The 21,623-nt window shown below is 42.1% G+C and carries 18 protein-coding genes and 3 tRNA genes; 13 read left to right on the top strand and 8 right to left on the bottom strand.

Annotated features, from left to right (window positions below; all coding sequences use genetic code 11):
• The first annotated feature begins 169 nt into the window (after positions 1 to 169).
• Positions 170 to 1,840, top strand: a complete 1,671-nt coding sequence (gene glnS / locus IEY48_RS08375; RefSeq protein ID WP_188919216.1) for a glutamine--tRNA ligase — start codon at positions 170 to 172, stop codon at positions 1,838 to 1,840.
• Between the two features lie 66 nt (positions 1,841 to 1,906).
• Here the strand turns inward: glnS and IEY48_RS08370 are convergent, their stop codons facing one another.
• Positions 1,907 to 2,503, bottom strand: a complete 597-nt coding sequence (locus IEY48_RS08370) for a Yip1 family protein (RefSeq protein WP_188919214.1) — start codon at positions 2,501 to 2,503, stop codon at positions 1,907 to 1,909.
• Positions 2,504 to 2,890: 387 nt separating this feature from the next.
• Here IEY48_RS08370 and miaE point away from each other — a divergent pair, with 387 nt between their 5' ends.
• Positions 2,891 to 3,655: a tRNA isopentenyl-2-thiomethyl-A-37 hydroxylase MiaE gene (miaE, locus tag IEY48_RS08365; RefSeq protein ID WP_188919212.1), complete on the top strand. Its 765-nt coding sequence runs from the start codon at positions 2,891 to 2,893 to the stop codon at positions 3,653 to 3,655.
• A gap of 33 nt (positions 3,656 to 3,688) precedes the next feature.
• Here miaE and IEY48_RS08360 read toward each other — a convergent pair whose 3' ends face one another.
• Together IEY48_RS08360 and IEY48_RS08355 are read right to left on the bottom strand one after the other, a co-directional pair.
• On the bottom strand, positions 3,689 to 4,414 hold the full coding sequence (locus IEY48_RS08360) for a UDP-2,3-diacylglucosamine diphosphatase (RefSeq protein WP_188919210.1): 726 nt from the start codon (positions 4,412 to 4,414) through the stop codon (positions 3,689 to 3,691).
• Positions 4,415 to 4,416: 2 nt separating this feature from the next.
• On the bottom strand, positions 4,417 to 4,911 hold the full coding sequence (locus tag IEY48_RS08355) for a peptidylprolyl isomerase (protein ID WP_188919208.1): 495 nt from the start codon (positions 4,909 to 4,911) through the stop codon (positions 4,417 to 4,419).
• 143 nt (positions 4,912 to 5,054) lie between these two features.
• On the opposite strand from IEY48_RS08355, the gene cysS reads away from it, so the two are divergent.
• Positions 5,055 to 6,434, top strand: coding sequence for a cysteine--tRNA ligase (cysS, locus tag IEY48_RS08350; protein WP_188919206.1), 1,380 nt, complete (start codon positions 5,055 to 5,057; stop codon positions 6,432 to 6,434).
• Between the two features lie 83 nt (positions 6,435 to 6,517).
• Here cysS and folD read toward each other — a convergent pair whose 3' ends face one another.
• Positions 6,518 to 7,372: a bifunctional methylenetetrahydrofolate dehydrogenase/methenyltetrahydrofolate cyclohydrolase FolD gene (gene folD, locus IEY48_RS08345; RefSeq protein WP_188919204.1), complete on the bottom strand. Its 855-nt coding sequence runs from the start codon at positions 7,370 to 7,372 to the stop codon at positions 6,518 to 6,520.
• A 282-nt stretch (positions 7,373 to 7,654) separates the two neighbouring features.
• On the opposite strand from folD, the gene IEY48_RS08340 reads away from it, so the two are divergent.
• The 10 genes from IEY48_RS08340 to IEY48_RS08295 all read left to right on the top strand — a co-directional run bounded on the left by IEY48_RS08340 (position 7,655) and on the right by IEY48_RS08295 (position 17,937).
• Positions 7,655 to 7,731 (top strand) — tRNA-Pro (locus IEY48_RS08340).
• 94 nt (positions 7,732 to 7,825) lie between these two features.
• Positions 7,826 to 7,902 (top strand) — tRNA-Arg (locus tag IEY48_RS08335).
• A gap of 8 nt (positions 7,903 to 7,910) precedes the next feature.
• Positions 7,911 to 7,986: transfer RNA gene (locus IEY48_RS08330), tRNA-His, on the top strand.
• 384 nt (positions 7,987 to 8,370) lie between these two features.
• Positions 8,371 to 9,675 (top strand): trigger factor, encoded by a 1,305-nt coding sequence (tig, locus tag IEY48_RS08325; RefSeq protein WP_188919202.1) that lies wholly within the window; start codon positions 8,371 to 8,373, stop codon positions 9,673 to 9,675.
• 91 nt (positions 9,676 to 9,766) lie between these two features.
• On the top strand, positions 9,767 to 10,378 hold the full coding sequence (gene clpP / locus IEY48_RS08320) for an ATP-dependent Clp endopeptidase proteolytic subunit ClpP (protein ID WP_188919200.1): 612 nt from the start codon (positions 9,767 to 9,769) through the stop codon (positions 10,376 to 10,378).
• Positions 10,379 to 10,510: 132 nt separating this feature from the next.
• Positions 10,511 to 11,791 (top strand): ATP-dependent protease ATP-binding subunit ClpX, encoded by a 1,281-nt coding sequence (clpX, locus tag IEY48_RS08315; protein ID WP_188919198.1) that lies wholly within the window; start codon positions 10,511 to 10,513, stop codon positions 11,789 to 11,791.
• A gap of 130 nt (positions 11,792 to 11,921) precedes the next feature.
• The gene (gene lon, locus IEY48_RS08310) at positions 11,922 to 14,273 is read left to right on the top strand and encodes an endopeptidase La (RefSeq protein WP_188919195.1); all 2,352 of its coding nucleotides are present in this window, start codon (positions 11,922 to 11,924) and stop codon (positions 14,271 to 14,273) included.
• 263 nt (positions 14,274 to 14,536) lie between these two features.
• Positions 14,537 to 14,809 (top strand): nucleoid-associated protein HU-beta, encoded by a 273-nt coding sequence (gene hupB / locus IEY48_RS08305; RefSeq protein WP_160053351.1) that lies wholly within the window; start codon positions 14,537 to 14,539, stop codon positions 14,807 to 14,809.
• Between the two features lie 219 nt (positions 14,810 to 15,028).
• Positions 15,029 to 16,906: a SurA N-terminal domain-containing protein gene (locus IEY48_RS08300; protein WP_188919193.1), complete on the top strand. Its 1,878-nt coding sequence runs from the start codon at positions 15,029 to 15,031 to the stop codon at positions 16,904 to 16,906.
• 125 nt (positions 16,907 to 17,031) lie between these two features.
• The gene (locus tag IEY48_RS08295; RefSeq protein WP_188919191.1) at positions 17,032 to 17,937 is read left to right on the top strand and encodes an AraC family transcriptional regulator; all 906 of its coding nucleotides are present in this window, start codon (positions 17,032 to 17,034) and stop codon (positions 17,935 to 17,937) included.
• A 58-nt stretch (positions 17,938 to 17,995) separates the two neighbouring features.
• On the opposite strand, the gene IEY48_RS08290 is transcribed toward IEY48_RS08295, so the two are convergent.
• The 4 genes from IEY48_RS08290 to IEY48_RS08280 all read right to left on the bottom strand — a co-directional run bounded on the left by IEY48_RS08290 (position 17,996) and on the right by IEY48_RS08280 (position 21,337).
• A complete protein-coding gene (locus IEY48_RS08290) occupies positions 17,996 to 19,240 on the bottom strand; it encodes a DUF819 family protein (protein WP_188919189.1) in 1,245 nt (414 codons plus the stop codon).
• A gap of 13 nt (positions 19,241 to 19,253) precedes the next feature.
• Positions 19,254 to 20,048: a LysR substrate-binding domain-containing protein gene (locus IEY48_RS08285; protein ID WP_229786370.1), complete on the bottom strand. Its 795-nt coding sequence runs from the start codon at positions 20,046 to 20,048 to the stop codon at positions 19,254 to 19,256.
• 273 nt (positions 20,049 to 20,321) lie between these two features.
• Positions 20,322 to 20,618 carry a porin family protein gene (locus IEY48_RS20580; protein ID WP_308424894.1) on the bottom strand — a complete coding sequence of 99 codons (297 nt, stop codon included), beginning with the start codon at positions 20,616 to 20,618 and terminating at the stop codon, positions 20,322 to 20,324.
• Complete coding sequence (locus IEY48_RS08280) at positions 20,615 to 21,337, bottom strand: porin (RefSeq protein ID WP_308424893.1); 723 nt, start codon at positions 21,335 to 21,337, stop codon at positions 20,615 to 20,617. Before IEY48_RS08280 ends, IEY48_RS20580 begins: the two co-directional genes overlap by 4 nt.
• Positions 21,338 to 21,623: the final 286 nt, after the last annotated feature.

Here is a 21,623-nt window from a genome sequence, read left to right as displayed (position 1 = left end):
TTTGTTTATATTCGTAGTAAATACACTCACAGCGCGAGTTTGTTTTACGCTATTTGGCATTTTTTGTTTATCTGACTAACTTTTTCGATACTAGTAGTTGTAACTACTGAAGATCTGTAGGATCATCTGTTTTTTATTCATATTGCCATTGTGTGCCAAGAGGAATTCCATGAGTCATGTGGACACCGAAGTACGTCCTAGTAACTTCATTCGTAATATCATAGACGAAGACCTAAGTAGCGGTAAGCACAACCATGTTCATACTCGTTTCCCGCCAGAACCTAACGGTTTTTTGCATATTGGACACGCTAAGTCTATATGCTTAAATTTTGGTATTGCGAAAGATTACCAAGGTCAATGTAACTTACGTTTTGATGATACTAATCCTGAAAAAGAAGACATCAACTATGTGAAGTCTATTCAGGAAGATGTGCATTGGTTGGGCTTCGAATGGGCTGGCGATATACGTTATTCATCGAATTACTTTGATCAATTGCATCAATATGCTGTTGAACTTATTAGCAAAGGGCTTGCTTATGTTTGCTTTTTAAATAGCGAACAAACTCGTGAGTACCGTGGCACTTTAAAAGAGCCTGGTAAAAATAGCCCTTACCGTGACACCACCCCTGAAGAAAACCTCGCACTGTTTGAAAAAATGCGTAAAGGTGAATTCAAAGAGGGTGAATGTGCACTGCGCGCAAAAATCGATATGGCATCACCCTTTATGTGTATGCGTGATCCGGTGATATACCGTATCCGTTTTGCACATCATCACCAAACCGGTGACAAGTGGTGTATTTACCCAATGTACGATTTTACTCATTGTATCTCTGATGCGATTGAAAACATTACTCACTCAATTTGTACGTTAGAGTTTCAAGATAACCGCCGTTTGTACGATTGGGTGTTAGATCATTTAGATGATTTTCAAGCGCCAAACCGCACTCGTCAATATGAGTTTTCTCGTTTAAATCTTGAATACACATTGATGTCTAAACGTAAGCTAAATGATTTAGTGACCCGCAAATTAGTTGACGGTTGGGATGACCCACGTATGCCAACTATTGCAGGTTTACGTCGTCGCGGTTATACACCTGCTTCTATTCGCGAGTTTTGTTTACGTATTGGTGTCACTAAGCAAGAAAACTTAGTTGAAGTCGGCATGTTAGATGCGTGTATTCGTGAAGAGTTAAACGAACATGCACCTCGTGCAATGGCAGTGTTAAGACCCATTAAAGTGGTTATTGAAAACTACCCTAATGCACAGCCAGAAGCCATCACCGCACCAGCGCACCCAAATAATCAAGCTATGGGTACCCGTGAGCTGTCTTTTGGTCGTGAATTATTTATTGATGTTGAAGACTTCAAAGAAGAAGCCAATAAACACTTTAAACGTCTTGTATTAGGTAAAGAAGTTCGTTTACGTAATGCCTACATCATTAAAGCAGAACGCTGTGACAAAGATGCTGAGGGTAATGTGACGACAGTCTACTGTACTTATGATGCAGATACGTTAGGCAAAAATCCTGCTGATGGACGCAAAGTAAAAGGCGTTATCCATTGGGTGGAAGCAAGCACGGCAAAACCTGCTGAGTTCCGTCTATATGACCGTTTATTTACAGATGTAAACCCTGCAGCATTTGAAACCGTAGATGAAGTGATTAATCCACAATCGTTAGTGGTTGTTCACGGTTTAGTTGAGCCTAGTTTGGTCAATGCGCCTGCTGAAAAAGCGTATCAGTTTGAGCGTGAAGGTTACTTCTGTGCCGACAGTAAAGATTCTTCTGCTGAACATTTAGTCTTTAATTTAACCGTACCACTACGTGATACTTTCTCTTAGTGTTTACCGTTAAATAACCCAATAAAAAAGGCGCTCAAAGCGCCTTTTTTATTGTATTGAAACCAGCTATTGCAACATAGGGCCAAAGCCTACGCTCCATAAAATAACACTACTTGCCATCAGTGCAACTAGCAACACTAAACCTGCCGTGACAACTGAACTAGCATAAATGAAGCCTTTTTCTTCAGGTATGTTCATGATGATTGGCACGCCCGCGTATAGAAGATAGACCGAATAGGTTAAGCCTATTAATCCTACGACCATAATAAACCACAATACAGGGTATAACGCGGCTAATCCCACCATAAATAAAGGGGTTGCAGTATAAGCGGCTAGTTCTAATGCTTGAGTGTAGGTTGGGTCTGCATCAAAGGTTTTACCCATCCAATAGGCTAAGTAAGCCAATGCTAACACCCCAAATATTAAGCCAAAGTACATGCCAATCGACATAAACATGGCGCTTTTAGGTGTTAAAAATAGCAATTCGCCAGCCCCTGGATGCCAACCAATGTGTGCGGTGGCAAAATAAGAGCAAATAGCAGGAATGAGCGCGATAAGTAATACATGACTTAAGCTGCTTTTCAGCGCTTCATGGTTTTTTTCAATTGTTTGCCACTCTTGTTTCGGATGAGTGTATAGCCCCATTAAGTGATTCAGTACCATTATAATTATCCTTGTTTAGCATTTCTCAACCTAGCTCGCCAAACAACAGACGAACTGACTACAGCTTTTAATCAATCGCCTTCATCAGTTCACAGTACTTTACAATTAACGGTTAGCAGACTCCTTGCTAACCCGTTATTGCTCAGTGCTCACCTCATCCCAACAGGAGGTGTTTAAAGGAGATTGACCTTACTTTTTCAGTTTAGCACAAACCTGGAATTTCGTTTGATGACACACAATATTTAGATATTGAAATTCACAACCTGAATATTGCACATTTATTGTACATAAATCTTAATTCGTCAAGTTGTATTACGTTTGAGCTTTAGAAAAGATCAGCCAAACGGTAAAATAGCGATAGATGTTTTATAAAGGGTCTATAGCAACATGCAGCAATTACTTGAACCAATTAATCAATTTTTAGGTTGTGAAACACCAGATGCCTGGGTCAATTTCGCCAAGCAGCCCGAGCAACTGAATGCATTATTAATTGATCACTGTAATTGTGAGCTTAAAGCGGCTCAAACTGCGATGATGATGATCCGCAAGTATGCAATCGATAAATCGAGTGCAGCTATATTATTAGCTTGGGCTAAACCTTACGAAACATTTGTATATAGCAAAGATCGCGATGCTAATGCTTTTTTGAATCGAGACGTTAAGAAAAATGACATAACAAGTGAGCTTGTTGCTAGTCAGTCATTATCAATTAGTGCGGACTTAATGACTAAAATGATCCGTTTGATTAAAGAAGAGTTTCATCACTTTGAGCAAGTCCTGCAAATCATGACCGCGCGTGGGATTGAATACAATAATATGAGAGCAGGGCACTATGCCAAACAATTAATCACTCATGTTCGAACTCATGAGCCATTAACGATTATCGATAAATTGATTATTGGTGCATTTATTGAAGCGCGTTCTTGTGAACGCTTTGCCAAATTAGCTCCGCACTTAGATGATGAACTTAATAAGTTTTATGTGTCTCTACTTCGCTCTGAAGCTCGCCATTATCAAGATTACCTTGCTTTAGCACAAGATGTAGCAGGTAAAGATATTAGCGACAGAATTGCTTATTTCAGGCAACAAGAAGCGGCATTGATATTGTCTGAAGATAATGAGTTTCGCTTTCACAGCGGGACTCCAGTGTAGAGTCCAAATGCGGATAGACTAGTATTTACAACGCTAGGCTTCTAAAAAAGGCCTTTGTTCAAGCTCACAACCTTGTGGTGTCACCGATAACACACTGCCCTGAGTGTACCAATCTCCGACAACGACACGTTGTTTATTGCTGCTAAGTTGATGAATATCGGGGCGATGGGTATGACCATGGATCATACGTTGGCAGTTAGTTTTAGTCAGGAGTTCATCGACGGCTGTAGGTTCAACGTCCATGATTTCATAGTGCTTTTGCTGATTACCCTGGACACTTTTTTGTCTAATTTTTGCAGCAATGTTTAATCGGGTTTGTTTAGGCAGTATATGTGCGTAGATCCACCTCACCATCGCAATGCTACGAAAACGTCTAAAGCGCTGATAAGCTTCATCAAGCGTACATAAACTGTCGCCGTGTAAAATCACTGTGCGCGTGCCATATAAATCGATACAGTGCACTTCAGGTAAAATTTGCATGCCCGCTCGTTTGCAGAAAGCGCGACCGATCATAAAATCACGATTGCCATGAATGAAATACACTGGCATTTTAGCGGAAACGACTTTTATTGCTTTAGCAATATCATTGGTAAATGGTTCAGCAATATCATCGCCCATCCACACTTCAAATAAATCACCAATAATATACAGCGCCTCGGCATCGTCTAAACCGTTCGCGAGAAAGTCTACAAAAGCATGGGTAATATCTGGACGATCTGCACTTAAGTGCAAATCGCCCACAAAGACAGTGCGGCGCAAAATTATGCTTTTACACTAACATTGTTGATAATAACGGCTTCTAATGGCACATCTTGGTGCATGCCACGGTTACCAGTCGCAACGGCTTTAATTTTTTCAACCACATCTAAGCCTTCAACAACTTCACCAAACACACAGTAACCCCAGCCTTGGCTTGTTTCTGATTTAAAATCAAGGAAAGTGTTGTCGTTGATGTTAATGAAAAATTGCGCTGTAGCAGAGTGCGGATCTGAAGTACGTGCCATCGCAACAGTGCCTTTACGGTTTGATAAACCGTTGTTTGCTTCGTTTTTCACAGCTTCGTTATTACGCTTTTGCCCCATATCTTCGGTAAAACCACCACCTTGGATCATGAAACCATCGATAACACGGTGAAAAATGGTGCTGTCATAAAAGCCGTCTTCAACATATTTCATGAAGTTAGCCACAGTCAAAGGAGCTTTTTCTGCATCAAGTTGTAAAGTAATGTCGCCAAAATTTGTGTGTAAAGTAACCATTCGTATTCACCTAGAAAAAATAATTTGCGCGATTCTAACTTATCTTAGTTGCGGCATAAAGTGCAGTGTTCAAAACAGGTGACAACATGGTAGACTCACGGCTAGCATTTACCATAATAAATTAGTGTAAAAGAGAACTTTCGATGTTAAAGATTTACAATAGTATTAGTCGTGAAAAACAAGAATTTAAACCAATAAATCCTGGCAAAATTGGCATGTACGTATGTGGCGTGACAATTTACGATTTATGTCATATTGGTCACGGACGTACTTTTGTATCGTTTGACATGATAGTCCGTTACTTACGCTACAGTGGTTACGAGGTTAATTTTCAACGTAACATTACCGATGTTGATGACAAAATTATCAAGCGTGCCGCTGAAAACAACGAGTCATGTGAAGCGCTAACAGAGCGTTTGACCGCTGAAATGCACCGCGACTTTGATTCGTTAAACATGTTACGCCCCGATTTTGAGCCTCGCGCAACCTTGCACATGCCCGAAATTATCGACATGGTGCAACTCCTTCTTGACCGCGGTCATGCCTATGTTGCTCCTGATGGTGATGTGTTGTTCAGCGTGGCGTCATACAAAGATTATGGCCGCTTATCTGGCCAGAATCTTGATCAGTTGCAAGCCGGCGCCCGAGTTGAAGTTGACCAAAGCAAACAAAACCCAATGGATTTTGTCTTGTGGAAAATGTCTAAGCCGGGTGAACCTACTTGGGATTCGCCATGGGGACCAGGTCGCCCAGGGTGGCACATTGAATGTTCAGCAATGAACAGCAAACATTTAGGTGTGCATTTTGATATTCATGGTGGTGGCAGTGATTTGCAGTTCCCGCATCATGAAAACGAAATTGCGCAGTCTTGCTGTGCCCATGATACGCCATACGTTAACTATTGGATGCATTCAGGCATGGTGATGGTTGATCGCGAGAAAATGTCTAAATCATTAGGTAATTTCTTTACCATTCGTGACGTGCTTGAGCATTACGACCCAGAAACAGTGCGTTACTTTTTGTTGTCAGGCCATTACCGTAGCCAGTTAAATTATTCTGAAGACAATTTAAAGCAAGCACGGGCAGCGCTAGAGCGTTTATATAACGCATTTAAAGATTTAGATTTAACTGTAGCTCCAGCGGATGCTGAGCAATATGTGGCTAAGTTTACACAAGCAATGGACGATGATTTTAATACGCCAGAAGCATACTCAGTGCTATTTGATATGGTTCGTGAAATCAACCGTCTTAAATTGACTGATATGGCAGCAGCATCAGCCTTAGGCGTTAGCCTTAAGCAATTAACCGATGTATTAGGCCTTGTGAGTCAAACACCTGAGGCATTCTTTAAAGGTGAGGGTACAGACGATGAAGTGGCTGAAATCGAGGCATTAATCGTTGAGCGTAACCGCGCCCGTACGGAAAAAGATTGGCCAGCAGCCGATGTAGCACGTGATCGCTTAAATGAACTTGGGGTGATTTTAGAAGACGGCCCAGCAGGCACCACGTGGCGTAAAAAATAGTTCTAAATTGTCATAAACAAAAAGCCTGCAAAAATTGCAGGCTTTTTTGTATATCAGCTATGGCTCAACTGATAAGGAGTCAATTAGCTATGGTATTTCTCGCAAGCATATAACGTGTTTTCTAATAAGCTTGCAATCGTCATAGGACCTACGCCGCCAGGGACGGGGGTAATAAATGCCGCATTTTGTGCCGCCACATCATATTCAACATCTCCGACTAAACGGCCATCTTCTGTACGGTTAATACCAACATCAATCACAATTGCACCTGGTTTAATCCATTCACCCGGTATAAACCCTGGCTTGCCTACCGCAACCACTAATAAATCAGCTTGGCGAACTTTTTGTTCGAGGTTTTTAGTAAAACGATGACATGTTGTTGTGGTGCAACCTGCTAATAAAAGCTCTAATGTCATTGGGCGGCCAACAATGTTAGAAGCCCCAACAACTGTTGCGTCTAATCCATATGTATCTACACCAGTCGACTTGATTAATGTCATGATACCCATCGGTGTGCATGAGCGCAGCACGGGGATACGTTGAGCTAAACGCCCAACGTTGTAAGGGTGAAAACCATCTACGTCTTTATCTGGTCGAATATGCTCAATGACTTTTGAGTCATCAATATGTCCAGGGAGCGGCAGCTGAACCAATATGCCATCGATAGCAGGATTATCATTGCACTGGTCTATTACTGCCAATAACTCAGCTTCTGATGTTGATGCATCAAGGTCAAACGATTGCGATTCAAAACCGACTTCTTCACAAGCGCGGCGCTTACTACCTACATAAACCTGTGACGCAGCATCGCTACCCACTAAAATAACTGCGAGTCCTGGTGCCCGAAGGCCAGCTTCTTTTCTCGCGGCGACTTTTTGTTTAAGGGTACTGCGAATAGATTGTGCAATGGCTTTACCGTCAATAAGTTGAGCAGTCATGGCTGTAGAGTTTCCTTTGAATGGCGCGGCTTGTGGCTGGTGTGTAAATCGGGAGTATTCTAACAGGCGATTAAAAGAGTGTCATTTGCTAGACAAGGAAATACGGTGAATAAACTATTCGCGCTTTGATGCTAATCACTCTTTTTGCTGTTAAATTCAACATATAGACAATTAGCTCAAAAAAATCGTTGACGATAACAAAGTGACTCGTTAAGATGCGCTCCGTTCTCGAGACAACATGGTTACAGTGTATTGCTGCGATATGTTGAGAATAGATAAACTCGGTGATTAGCGCAGCCCGGTAGCGCATCTCGTTTGGGACGAGAGGGTCAGAGGTTCGAATCCTCTATCACCGACCAAATTCAATTATTTGTTTATGTGTTAACTAAACAAATAATCAAACAAGTGTTAAGCTTGTTTAGCCAGACAGGAAACAGCAAATTGCTGTACCATGCGCCCGTAGCTCAGTTGGATAGAGCACCCGCCTTCTAAGCGGGTGGTCGCAGGTTCGAGCCCTGCCGGGCGTACCATTTCAGTGGTGATTGTAGCTCAGTTGGTAGAGTCCCGGATTGTGATTCCGGTTGTCGTGGGTTCGAGCCCCATCAGTCACCCCATTTTTCTTTGATTAAATCTATCTTTAGGCTGTAATTCGCCAGAGTGTGACACCCATCATCAAAGAAACCCTCGTGCAAAATAATTCATCGGCTACCTCATAAAGCAATTAGCACATTAAACGTGCAAACACGTCAAAATGGCTCAAAGTCGGCCCTTTTATCGCTTAAATCGACCTTTTCAGGCTCGACTATGCGAAAAACGGTAGCTATAATGTCGCGTCTTGATAAATATCAAAAATAAGCTACCTGAACCAACAGCGTCTTCAGCATCATTAATATCGCTGTGCTGGCGGCCTTAGCTAAACACACGGTCAAGAAACGAATATCAAATAGTTGAGTTGTCGACTATTACAAAGAACGTTAGACATATTTCGAGGTAAAACAATGCAAGTTTCTGTTGAAACAACTCAAGGCCTAGAGCGTCGCCTAACTATTTCTGTACCTGCTGAGCAAATCGAGAAATTGGTTAAAGACAACGTATTACGCGAAGCTAAGCGTGCACGTCTTCCTGGTTTCCGTCCTGGCAAAGTACCAGTCACTGAAATCAACAAGCGTTACGGTAAAGCGATTCGTCAAGACATCACTGGTGAAGTGATGCAACGTAACTTTATTGAAGCAATCGTAGCTGAAAAATTAAACCCAGCAGGCGCGCCAGTATTTACACCAGGTGCTACTGAAGGTGACACGTTTGAATTCGTTGCTACGTTTGAAGTCTACCCAGAAGTTGCCTTAACGGGTTTAGATACGATTGCCGTTGAACAGCCACACGCTGACGTAAACGAAGCAGACGTTGATACAATGATTGAAACATTACGTAAGCAACATGCAACTTATGCTGTTGTTGAACGTGAAGCTGCTGATAGCGACAAAGTGAAAATGAACTTTGTGGGCTCTATCGACGGTGAAGAGTTTGAAGGCGGCAAAGCTAACGATTTCGAACTTCAAATCGGTTCAAACCGTATGATCCCTGGTTTTGAAACAGGTGTTGTGGGTCATAAAGCGGGTGACGAATTCGAAATCGAAGTGTCATTCCCAGAAGATTACCACGCTGAAAACTTGAAAGGCAAAGCGGCTAAATTCGCTATTACCTTAACTGAAGTTCAAGGCGCAAGCTTACCAGAAGTGAATGACGAATTTGCTTCACTATTTGGTATTGCTGAAGGCGGCTTAGAAGCGCTTAAAGCTGAAATCCGTAAAAACATGACTCGCGAGCTAGAGCAAGCGCTTAAAGCTAACGTTAAAGAGCAAGTGATTACTGGTTTACTAGCCGCTAATGAAATTGCTATCCCTAAAGCGCTAGTTGATGGCGAAGTTGACGTTTTACGTCAGCAAGCTATGCAACGCTTTGGTGGCCAAACTGAAAACATGCCTGAGCTTCCAGCTGAATTGTTCACTGAGCAAGCAGAGCGCCGCGTTAAGATTGGTTTGTTATTAGGCGAAGTAATCAAAACTAACGAGCTTAAAGCTGAAGACGATCGCGTTAATGCATTGATCGAATCTATGGCTTCTGCGTATGAAGATCCATCTGAAGTTGTCGCTTACTACAACTCAAACAAAGAACTCATGCAAAACATGCGCAATGTAGCGCTTGAAGAGCAAGCTGTTGAAGCCCTACTAAAATCGGCTCAAGTAACGACAAAAGAAGTTGCTTTTGAAGAATTTATGAACAAGGCTACAGGCAAAGCGTAAGCTTAGCTTGACTTAACAAGGCGTTCGCCATTTATAATGGCTCGTATGAGGTTCCTCATGCGGGCCATTTTTATTTTTAGGGAAATGAATAATGCATAAAGCACCAGAATCAGTACTCAATGCGCTTGTACCTATGGTTGTTGAACAAACAGCGAAAGGTGAACGTTCTTACGATATCTATTCTCGTTTATTAAAAGAACGTGTTATTTTTTTAGTTGGCCAGGTTGAAGAACATATGGCTAACCTCATTGTGGCCCAGTTATTATTCCTAGAGTCTGAAAGCCCAGACAAAGATATCTATCTTTATATCAACTCGCCAGGTGGCTCAGTCACAGCGGGTATGGCTATTTATGACACCATGCAATTTATTAAGCCAAACGTCAGTACAGTATGTATTGGCCAAGCGGCAAGTATGGGCGCATTCTTATTAGCTGGCGGTGCAGAAGGAAAGCGTCATTGTTTACCTAACTCACGTGTGATGATCCACCAACCACTAGGTGGTTTCCAAGGTCAAGCATCAGACATCGCTATTCATGCCCAAGAAATTTTAGGCATTAAAAATAAGTTAAACCAAATGTTAGCTGAACACACAGGCCAACCGCTTGAAATTGTTGAGCGTGACACAGACCGTGATAACTTCATGAGTGCGTCACAAGCGGTAGAATATGGTCTCGTGGACTCTGTATTAACGACTCGTAGTTAATACAGGCTGATTTTTTGCTGTGACTGGGTTATTCTTCATTCTAATGAACGAATAATTTAGATATACAGCCAGTATGCATATCGACAAGCAGAGCTCAGATGTAAGGTCTAGGCTGCAACCAGAGGTAGAATAATGGGCGATAACAAAAATAACGGTGACAGCGGCAAATTGCTGTACTGCTCTTTTTGCGGAAAAAGTCAGCATGAAGTGAGAAAACTGATTGCTGGCCCATCGGTATACGTGTGCGATGAATGTGTTGATTTATGTAATGACATCATCCGAGAGGAAATCAAAGAGATTTCGCCTAAGCGTGATGAAGATAAATTACCGACACCACATGAGCTGCGCCAGCATTTAGACGACTACGTCATTGGCCAAGACCAGGCTAAAAAAGTATTGGCTGTTGCGGTATACAATCACTACAAACGCTTACGTAATGGCACGGTCAAAGATGGTGTAGAGCTTGGTAAAAGTAACATTTTGCTTATTGGTCCTACCGGTAGTGGTAAAACCTTGCTGGCTGAAACTTTAGCTCGGTCACTTAACGTGCCGTTTACCATGGCAGATGCAACCACATTAACCGAAGCCGGTTATGTGGGTGAAGATGTAGAAAACATCATTCAGAAGCTTCTGCAAAAATGTGATTACGACGTTGAAAAAGCTGAGCGTGGCATTGTTTATATCGATGAAATCGATAAAATTAGCCGTAAATCAGACAATCCATCGATCACCCGTGACGTGTCTGGTGAAGGTGTACAGCAAGCCTTGCTTAAGCTTATTGAAGGCACTGTTGCTTCAGTGCCACCACAAGGCGGCCGTAAACACCCACAACAAGAGTTTTTACAGGTTGATACCTCTAAAATTCTGTTCATTTGTGGTGGTGCATTTGCAGGACTTGAAAAAGTGATTGAGCAACGTGCTCACACAGGCACAGGTATTGGTTTTGGCGCTGAAGTAAAAGGCGAAGCTGACAAGGCAACGATTTCACAGATCTTGGGCAAAGTAGAACCAGGCGATTTAGTTAAATTTGGTTTAATTCCTGAATTTATTGGCCGTTTACCTGTTCTTGCAACACTAACAGAGTTAGACGAAGCAGCACTAGTACAGATTTTATCTGAGCCTAAAAATGCGTTGACTAAACAGTATGGTGCATTGTTTGAAATGGAAAATGTAGAACTTGAGTTCCGCGAAGATGCATTACAAGCCATTGCTCATAAAGCCATGTCACGTAAAACCGGTGCGCGTGGATTGCGTTCAATTGTTGAAAGCATCTTGCTTGATACCATGTATGACATTCCATCAACAGAGGGTGTCATTAAAGCGGTTATTGATGAGTCTGTAGTTAAAGGCGAATCTGCACCAATCTTAATTTACGAAAACACCGACACTCAGGCTGCTTCAGGCGAACAATAATTGTTCTAAAAGCTAGTAAACTGAAAAATAAGGAGTCCATTGGGCTCCTTTTTTCGTATTGGCCATTGAAACTGACAACAACACCCCAATATACTCAGTATTAGTCTATTTCATTAAACGGAATCGAGCCATGACCCAAGAGCGTGAAGCGCATATCGAACTCCCCGTATTACCACTGCGAGATGTGGTGGTTTATCCGCATATGGTAATTCCGCTATTCGTAGGACGGGAAAAATCCATTCGTTGCCTAGAATCGGCAATGGAACAAGACAAACAAATTTTACTGGTCGCTCAGCGTGATGCTGATTTAGACGAGCCAGGCAAAGACGATATTTTTGATATCGGTACTGTAGCGTCTATTCTGCAGCTACTAAAACTTCCTGACGGCACAGTTAAAGTGCTCGTTGAAGGTGGTCAGCGCGCAAAAATTACTCGCTACACTCAAGAAGAAGAATTCTTTGCAGCAACTGCCGAATACCTTGAATCGCAAGCATTAAGCGACAAAGAAGAAGAAGTACTGGTTCGCAGTGCTATCGGTCAGTTTGAAGGCTACATCAAACTCAATAAGAAAATCCCACCTGAAGTACTTACTTCATTGTCGGGTATTGATGAAGCCGCGCGTTTAGCCGATACCATGGCTGCGCATATGCCGTTAAAGCTTGAAGACAAGCAATCGGTATTAGAAATGATCAATGTCGGCGAACGTCTAGAATATTTAATGGCGATGATGGAATCGGAAATCGACTTACTGCAAGTTGAAAAACGTATCCGTACCCGCGTTAAAAAACAGATGGAAAAAAGTCAGCGTGAATACTATTTGAATGAGCAAATGAAAGCGATTCAAAAAGAATTAGGCGACATTGACGAAAGCCACGATGAATTTGAAGTACTGGCGCGTAAAATTGAAGACGCGGGCATGCCAAGCGACGCCAAAGAAAAAGCCAGTGCTGAATTGAATAAACTTAAAATGATGTCACCGATGTCAGCAGAAGCCACGGTAGTTCGTAGCTATGTAGACTGGATGACATCAGTGCCTTGGAAACAACGCTCTAAAATTAAGCGTGACTTAGCTAAAGCGCAAGAAGTACTCGACACTGACCATCATGGTCTTGAAAAGGTCAAAGAGCGTATTCTTGAGTATTTAGCAGTACAAAGCCGAGTTAAACAACTTAAAGGCCCAATCTTGTGTTTAGTGGGACCTCCAGGTGTCGGTAAAACCTCGCTGGGCCAATCAATTGCAAAAGCGACGGGTCGTAAGTATGTACGCGTAGCATTAGGTGGCGTGCGTGATGAAGCTGAAATTCGTGGTCATCGCCGAACTTATATCGGTTCTATGCCGGGTAAAGTCATTCAAAAAATGGCTAAAGTTGGGGTTAAAAACCCATTATTCTTACTCGATGAAATCGATAAAATGAGTTCTGACATGCGCGGCGACCCATCGTCGGCATTATTAGAAGTACTCGACCCAGAGCAAAACGCGACCTTTAACGACCATTACTTAGAAGTCGATTACGATTTATCTGATGTGATGTTCGTGGCAACGTCGAACTCGATGGATATTCCAGGTCCGTTACTTGACCGTATGGAAGTGATCCGCTTAGCGGGCTACACCGAAGACGAAAAGCTGAACATTGCTAAGCAACATTTATTGCCTAAGCAAGTTGAACGTAATGGACTTAAAGCTAAAGAAATCAACGTTGATGACAGCGCTATTTTAGGCATTATTCGTTATTACACCCGCGAAGCTGGTGTACGTTCATTAGAGCGTGAACTTTCGAAGATATGCCGCAAAGTGGTTAAGCAAATCTTGTTAGACAAAACCGTTAAAGTGGTTGAGGTCAATCAAGACAACCTTAAGTCATTCCTAGGCGTGCAACGTTTTGACTTTGGTAAAGCAGAATCAAGCAACCAAATCGGCCAGGTAACTGGGCTTGCTTGGACACAGGTTGGCGGTGATTTATTAACAATCGAAGCTACCTCGGTAGCAGGTAAAGGTAAGCTAACCTATACCGGTTCGCTTGGCGATGTTATGAAAGAATCTATTCAAGCTGCGATGACGGTTGTGCGTGCTCGCGCTGAAAACTTAGGCATCAACGGCGACTTTTATGAAAAACGTGATATTCACGTGCATGTACCAGAAGGGGCAACACCAAAAGATGGTCCTTCAGCCGGTGCGGCAATGTGTACTGCGTTAGTATCGAGTTTAACCGGTAATCCTGTGCGCAGTGATGTTGCCATGACAGGTGAAATAACCTTGCGTGGTGAAGTACTTCCAATTGGTGGATTAAAAGAGAAATTACTCGCAGCACATCGCGGTGGCATTAAACACGTGTTGATTCCTAAAGAGAATGAGCGCGATCTGGAAGAAATTCCAGCCAATGTGATTGCAGATTTAACCATTCATCCAGTGCGCTGGGTCGATGAAGTCTTGAAACTGGCGCTCGAACGACCCGTTGAAGGCTTCGAAGTGGTTAAAAAATAGCTTATTAGTTAAAAAATTGCTGTAGAGCATAAAAAAAATGAAAAAAGGGGCTTAACAAAACGCTGACCTGTGGTAGCCTAGGTCTGTGGAGAGTCAGGCGCACCAAGCCCTTGGGGCATCTGACTTTGAGCTGTATCCAATTTCATTTTTTTGGTTTTCATACTAAGTTTGATGTGTTATCAAACTTATTACAATAAAGCCTCCGCAGACCGCTCTAAACACGGATTTGGTTGCGGCGCGACAATAACATTCAAGGGGATGACATGAACAAATCTGAACTAATCGAGAAAATCGCATCTGGTGCTGATATTTCTAAAGCTGCTGCTGGCCGCGCACTAGATTCTTTTATCGCTGCTGTTACTGAAGGTCTTAAAGAAGGCGATAAGATTTCTCTAGTTGGTTTTGGTACATTTGAAGTACGTCAGCGTGCTGAGCGTACTGGCCGTAACCCACAAACGGGTAAAGAAATTAAAATTGCTGCTGCGAACATTCCTGCGTTCAAAGCTGGCAAAGCGCTAAAAGACGCTGTTAACTAAACCTTAGCAACGTAGCCTTTGTAAGGCATTCGTAATACAAGCACTGCTTATGCAGTGCTTTTTACGAAAAGCAATATTGTTATGTAAGGCATAATGAATATTGGGAGTATTGGGTCATACCCGTGGTAGCGTCTGATAACTCCATATAATTTACATTAAGGCGCATCCACAAGGTGATGCGCCTTTTTATTTTATTAATCGCAACAAGCGAGAATTCAGATGTTAGAAAAAATCCGTGAAGGCTCACAAGGAATTGTTGCTAAAACAATTCTTGTCCTTGTGATACTTTCTTTTGCTTTTGCCGGTGTCAGTAGCTATTTAGGCTCTAATACTGGTGTTCCTGCTGCAATCGTTAATGGTGAAGAAGTCAGCGCTAGCGAATTGGAAAATGCTTTCCAAAATGAACGCTCTCGCATTGAGCAGCAGTTAGGTGAAATGTTTAATGCATTAGCCGCTGATGACAATTACATGAATGGCATTAAACAAGGTGTTTTAGACCGTTTAGTGGCAGACAAGTTAATTGATCAAGCTGCAACCAAATTAGGTTTACGTGTATCTGATGAGCAAATCAAAAAAGCCATTATTGAAGAACCTGCATTTCAAACTGATGGTAAATTTGATAACGAACGTTACTTAGCGGTACTTCGTCAATTAGGTTATCAAACCACCAGTTTTAGAAACATGATGCGCGTTGATATGACACGTCGCCAGTTATTAAATGCGCTTGTAGGCAGTGAGTTTGTATTAGACGGCGAAGCTAAACAGCTTGCCCAAGTACAAGGTCAAACCCGCGACATTCGTTACTTAGTGGTTGATTCTACACCATACTTATCAAGTGTTTCAGTGTCAGATGAAGAAGCTAAAACTTATTATGATGCTAACTTAGCTCAATTTATGAGCCCTGAACAAGTCAGCGTAGAGTATGTTGAACTTAACGCTGCTGATATGGCTCAAAATAGCCAAATAACAGACGAAGAAGTGCAAGCGTATTATGACGAACACCAATCACAATACCAAACGCCTGAAAAACGTTTAGCGGCACATATTTTTGTTGCGGCAACAGACGATGAAAGTGCTGACAAAGCCAAGGCTGATGCGATTGTTGCAAAATTAAATCAAGGCGAAGATTACGCTGAGGTGGCTAAAACTGATTCTGACGACCAGTTAAGTGCTGAACAAGGCGGTCAATTAGACTGGTTTGAGCAAGGCGTGATGGATCCTGCATTTGATGAAGCATTATTTGCGCTACAGCTAGACCAAGTTTCACCGGTTGTTAAAACTGAGTTTGGTTACCACATCATCAAGTTACTTGACGTGCAAGCAAGCCAAGCGACTGCTTTTGATGATGTAAAAGCTAAAATAGTTGCTCAGCTTCAAGAGAAGCAAGCTTTAGACGTGTTTTATGGTCTACAAAGCAAACTGGCTGACACCAGCTATGAGATCCCAGATACCTTAATTGATACTGCGGAAGCAGTCGATGCTAAAGTACAAACGACAGCGTTGTTCTCGCGTGATAACGTGCCAGCTAAATTCAATAACCCTGAGTTTATTAAAGCGGCATTCTCTGACCAAGTATTGGCCAGTGGCATGAACAGTGACGTGATTGAGTTAGCGCCTAACCATGTGGTTGTTATTCGTGTTAAACAACATAACATGGCTGGAACGCAACCATTTGCTGACGTTAAAACGGCTATCGTAGATCGCTTAAAACAAGATAAAGCAAACGAAACTGCACGCGAAAATGCAGCAGAGTTTATGGCTCAGTTAAAAGCGGGTAACGACACATTAACGGGTGCAACATTAACATCGTTACCTGGTCTTGGCCGTTTTAATCAAGATATTGACCAAGCCATCACTAACAAAGCTTTCAAGATTGCCGCGCCAGCTGAAAACAGTGTATCAATTGATACTGCTGCATTAGCAACAGGTTACGCAGTGATTGTGGTTGATAAAGTGAATGAAGCTCAAGGCATTAACGACAATTTAATTAATACCCTTAAGCAACGCTTAGCACCACAAAACAGCGAAGCAGATTACCGTGCTGTGATTGCTACACTTAAAGCTGATGCTGAAATTGAGTATCCAGTAGTTGAATAATTAAATGACAATGAATTGCGTTAATCTCATTAACGTCAATTCGTTTTAGTTAGTTAAATTAGTGAAATAGTAAAGACCTAGGCATACTGTCTAGGTCTTTTTATTTTAGGTCATAAGGAAAACAAGTGAGCCATAAACTCGATCAAGCATTTGAAAAAGCACTCGCCTATATCGATTCTAATATTGCAGCGCCACTGAATATTGATACCCTGGCAACGATTGCAGACCTGCCATCGTGTCATTTTCAACACTTGTTTTACTCGCTATACCGTTTGTCGATTGAGGAATACGTCGAGTTACTTAAAAGTTTGCAGGCAGCTCATCAATTGGGGTTTGGCGAACAAATTTCACTTGAGGCTATCGCGACAAATTTAGGTTATAACAATGAAGCAGACTTTGTTGACTCGTTCACCCATAGTATTGGTCAAAGCCCACAGTCATTCAGGCAAGCGCCCGATTGGAACAATTTCTTTGCCAAACAACAACCGCTTAAATCGTTCCAGTCGCCTCAGGATGGAATGCTCACCGCTGATGTTGAGATAGTGTCAATGGATGCCTTAACGCTGGCTAGCGTTACGCACAATGGCCCTGCCAGGGCAATGCCTAAGACGATCGAACGTTTTATTCAATGGCGGCAAAAATACGCAGTGGGGCCTAACGTTGGTCGAACGTTTAATCTAGTGCACAGTCTGCCACAAGCGCAGCCATATCATATGGATATTGGCGTCTCACTTGATGAAGCAACATATTCGAGATTAGCGTCAACGGGCTTAACACAAGAGGGTATTGAGACCAACATTATTGTTGCTGGTCGTTATGCAAAGTTATCGGTAACAACCGATAAGCAAAATAACAATATCAATGCGCTGTTGCATGCTGGCGTTGATTACCTTTACCGTATTTGGTTAAACGAGCAGTTATATTCATTACGCAATAGCCCATTGATGTTTGAACGCCTTAACGTTGGCCAAGTTGCTGAGCCCGGCACCGAACTGCAACAAGCAGTCGATATCTACTTACCTTTACAATAGTTTTAGCGTTTTTAGTCAATGAGCCGTCGTTAATGATTGGCGGTCATTTATGATTGAATTATTGATTGATCATGCGCATTAACTCGGCACAAATCCACACCATGTAATTGGCCCAAGCATAGCCAAACACCGAGAACATCACCGCGACTGGTGCTAGGTGGCGATTAAACGCCATAGCCACTATTGGCGATGATGCCGCGCCGCCAATACAACATTGGCTGCTAATGGCCATATACGCTAATGGCGCTTTCATGATTAATCCTGCAATCAAAATCAGTAAGGCGTGAAAGCCAAGCCAGACAAAGCCAATTGCAAAATAAATAGGGAAGTCATTGATCATGGTTAAGTCCATTTTTAATCCCATGGTGGCGATTAATAGGTACAGTAATACGGTTGATATTTTCGATGCGCCCTGGCGCTCTAGTCGCCTGACTTTGGTGTAAGACAATATAATACTGACGCTGGTGACAATGATGACAATCCAAAAAAAGTGCGATGTGAAGCTGAGTTTTTCCGATTGAGGGTAGTGATGACTAAAAAATGGCACCAAGAGATCTGCGCCCAAATGGGCCAAACCGGTAACACCAAATGCCACCGCAAAAATAGCCATATAGCTCGATAGGGTGGGTATGGGTAACTTAAACTTCGACAATGCTTTATCGCGCAAGTTAATACTTTCGATCAGCTTGTTTATGCCATTATTGTCAGCCTTGAGTTTGCTATCAATGGCATTAGCGTGATTGGTACAAAAGAGTAAAAATGACATCCAAAGCGCTGAAAACACCACGTTCACAGAAATCATGATGGCAAACATATTGTCATCAACGGTATACACTTCTTTCATGGTCAGTTGATTAGCTGTACCACCCACCCAGTTACCCGCTAGCGTTGCCATCGCACGCCAAGCTGCTTCCGTGCCATGCCAGTTTACTAACTCAGGTGACAGTATTGAAAACACATACAGTGAAAAAGGCCCACCTAGAATAATCCCAATACTGCCGACAATAAACAGTACAATTATTTTGGGGCCAAGCATTAACATCGACTTAATATCGACGCTAATAATAAGCAAGGTGAGACACGCTGGCATGATATAGCGCGAGGCAATACTGCTCAGTTGACTTGCTGAGGTATCAACTAGCCCGAAGGTGTTAAACAGTGATGGCACCACATAGCATGCCACCATGACAGGCACATAACGATAAAAGGTTTGCCAGTAACGATGAGTACTGGCGCTGGTGTAGAAAATAAGCCCTAATGTAATGGCAAGTAGGCCTAAAATAACAGGGTCTTGATTAATCATTGGGCGTAGAAATTCATTTAGGTAGGCTAAAGTCTAAAAACTCTCGGGTTAAGCGGTCTAATGGTGCTTCAGAGCGAAAAATTGACCAATAATGGCGAGAATAGTCCCAACAGTTTAGAGGCAGCTCGACTAAGTCGCCTCGAATGATTTCTTCTTCAACGGCTAAAAGTGGTAACACACTCACGCCAACCCCGGTGCCGATTGCCCGTTTTATCGCTCCCATGGTGTTCATTGACAGTTCTTGGTTAATGGTAATATTGGCACTTTGGAGTAATTGAGTATTTCTGAGTCGTGACACCGAGATGGTTTCATCCATGACCCACAATTGCTGTGACAGTAATTCACTGGTGATGAGTTCTGACACTAATGGATTGTTAACACCCGTGACGATACACAAGCGGTCTTTTAACCAAGCCTCATGGGATAAATTTTTATGCACAGGTTTGGCGTCAACAAAGCCAAGATCGAGTTCTTTTTCGGCGACCATTTGTTCAATGGTTAAGCTGTTATTGATGACTAATTTTACATCAACAGAAGGATGTTGCTGTTTAAATAATGGGATCTTGCGTGATAATACGTAATTCCCTGCGGTTTTACTGCAACCGACTTTAATCGTGCCTCTAATGGCCGCACCTTGCGCGAATACATGTTCTAATTCTTTGCCTTTAGACAGCATTTCATTGGCGTAAGGTAAAATAACCGCACCATTGTCATTAATGGTGAGTCCAGTACTGCAGCGTTCAAACAAGCGGCTGCCCAATGAGTCTTCTAAATCACGCAGCGCCATACTGACGGCTGGCACTGACATATGTAGTTCTTTCGCTGCTTTAGAAATTTGCCACAATTATGGATGGCTTTAAAAATAGCTAGTTGTTTTAAAGTAATTCGCATAAGCATATCGGTAATGGTTGATATACAAAGTATACCTCGCACATTTTGCACTCGCACACAAAGGTTAGTGAAAATGTTAGAAACGTTAGCAAGAGCAAGTTCCCAACGTATTTGCGTTATAAAAAGCCAGCTTAAACAGTAATCAATTGTTTAACCTGGCTTTGCGGGGAGCGGTATATAATGTTTGAGATTAGAAGTTAAATCTTACCCCAACAGTGGCAATGTTATCGTCTTGCAAGTCGATAACAGTACCTGAGTTGTCGATTTGGTACTCACCGTCATACATAGCGTAATGCACTTGTAGCATGGTTGATTTTGATAATTTATATTCAGCACCAAATACCAATGAGGTCACTTCAACATCAGTTGCTGAATTATAATCAGCTGTAGATGCTACTTCTGAGTTGTATTTGATGAATTTACCAAATCCAGCTTCGTCACGGCCGTACTCGACTTTTAAATCAACGCCATTTAAATCATATGTCACAGTAAAAAAGTACGAATTACCTTCTTTGTCAGCGTTGGTTTGGCTTTCTGTGTTTTAGAACAGGCCACTTTAAAGTCGCCCATTTTAACTTGGCCAACAGCACGGTAGGCGTCAACACCACCGATAGTATTGTACGCACCTGCTACATAATAATTTTGTTTTTTGAGTTTTTTGTCACCCGAAATCACACTGATAGCATATTGGGTTTCATCACTGCCTTCGTAGTTGTCATCGACTAAATAAGTTCCGTTAATAGTAAATGCGCCAGCAATAGTTGGTGAGTAATAAGTAATACCGTCTGCTTTTCTGTCTTGGCTGGCAATCATACGGTTATAGGCCGCGTTGGTAAGATCGAATGCTTCAACATTACCTTTAGATGATTTCATTACCGTGTCATTACGACCGACCAATACGGTATCCATCGTTTTTGATGCTATGCCGAAGTAGGTACTTCTTGATTTAAATACCTCATCATCACCTTCATTTGTAGCGCCGTTGACTTGCACTTCCATCTGATAAAGTAGTTCGTAATCATCATTGATTTTCTCACTTCCTTTAACACCCACACGGCTAAAGTTGTTCTCTAAAACGGTGCCTTCTTTTCTGTTCTGCGTGGTAAAACCATGCTCTGAATTGGTTAATGTAATGTCTAAACGGCCATACCCAGTAGGTGAATCAGCTAGCGCACTGATTGAGGTTACTGATAGGACTGAAAGCAAAGCTACTGATAGTAATGATTTTTTGTGTTCATGGTCATCTCTTCTCATTAATTTAATGTTTTTGGAATGAGTGGGCTTTCTTGTTGTGTTGAAAGCATGGGCTAATGCTAAAGATTAACTTTAGGGGGAACATGAACGTGGGTCACAGCCCGAATTTTTAAGCAGCATTTTAAGAAACACTGAACAGGGTTTCACAATAACTTAACCAAATTCCAAGTTTGATGTGCGTCTAAGTTTTGATATCTCTTTGTGGGTAATCTTGCACTCAACAACAGCAAGTAAAAAT

This window comes from Shewanella saliphila, from assembly GCF_014648295.1.
GTDB classification, from domain to species: Bacteria; Pseudomonadota; Gammaproteobacteria; order Enterobacterales; family Shewanellaceae; genus Shewanella; species Shewanella saliphila.
The sequence above is the reverse complement of the archived record's forward strand: the minus strand, read 5'-3'. Positions and strand labels throughout refer to the sequence as shown.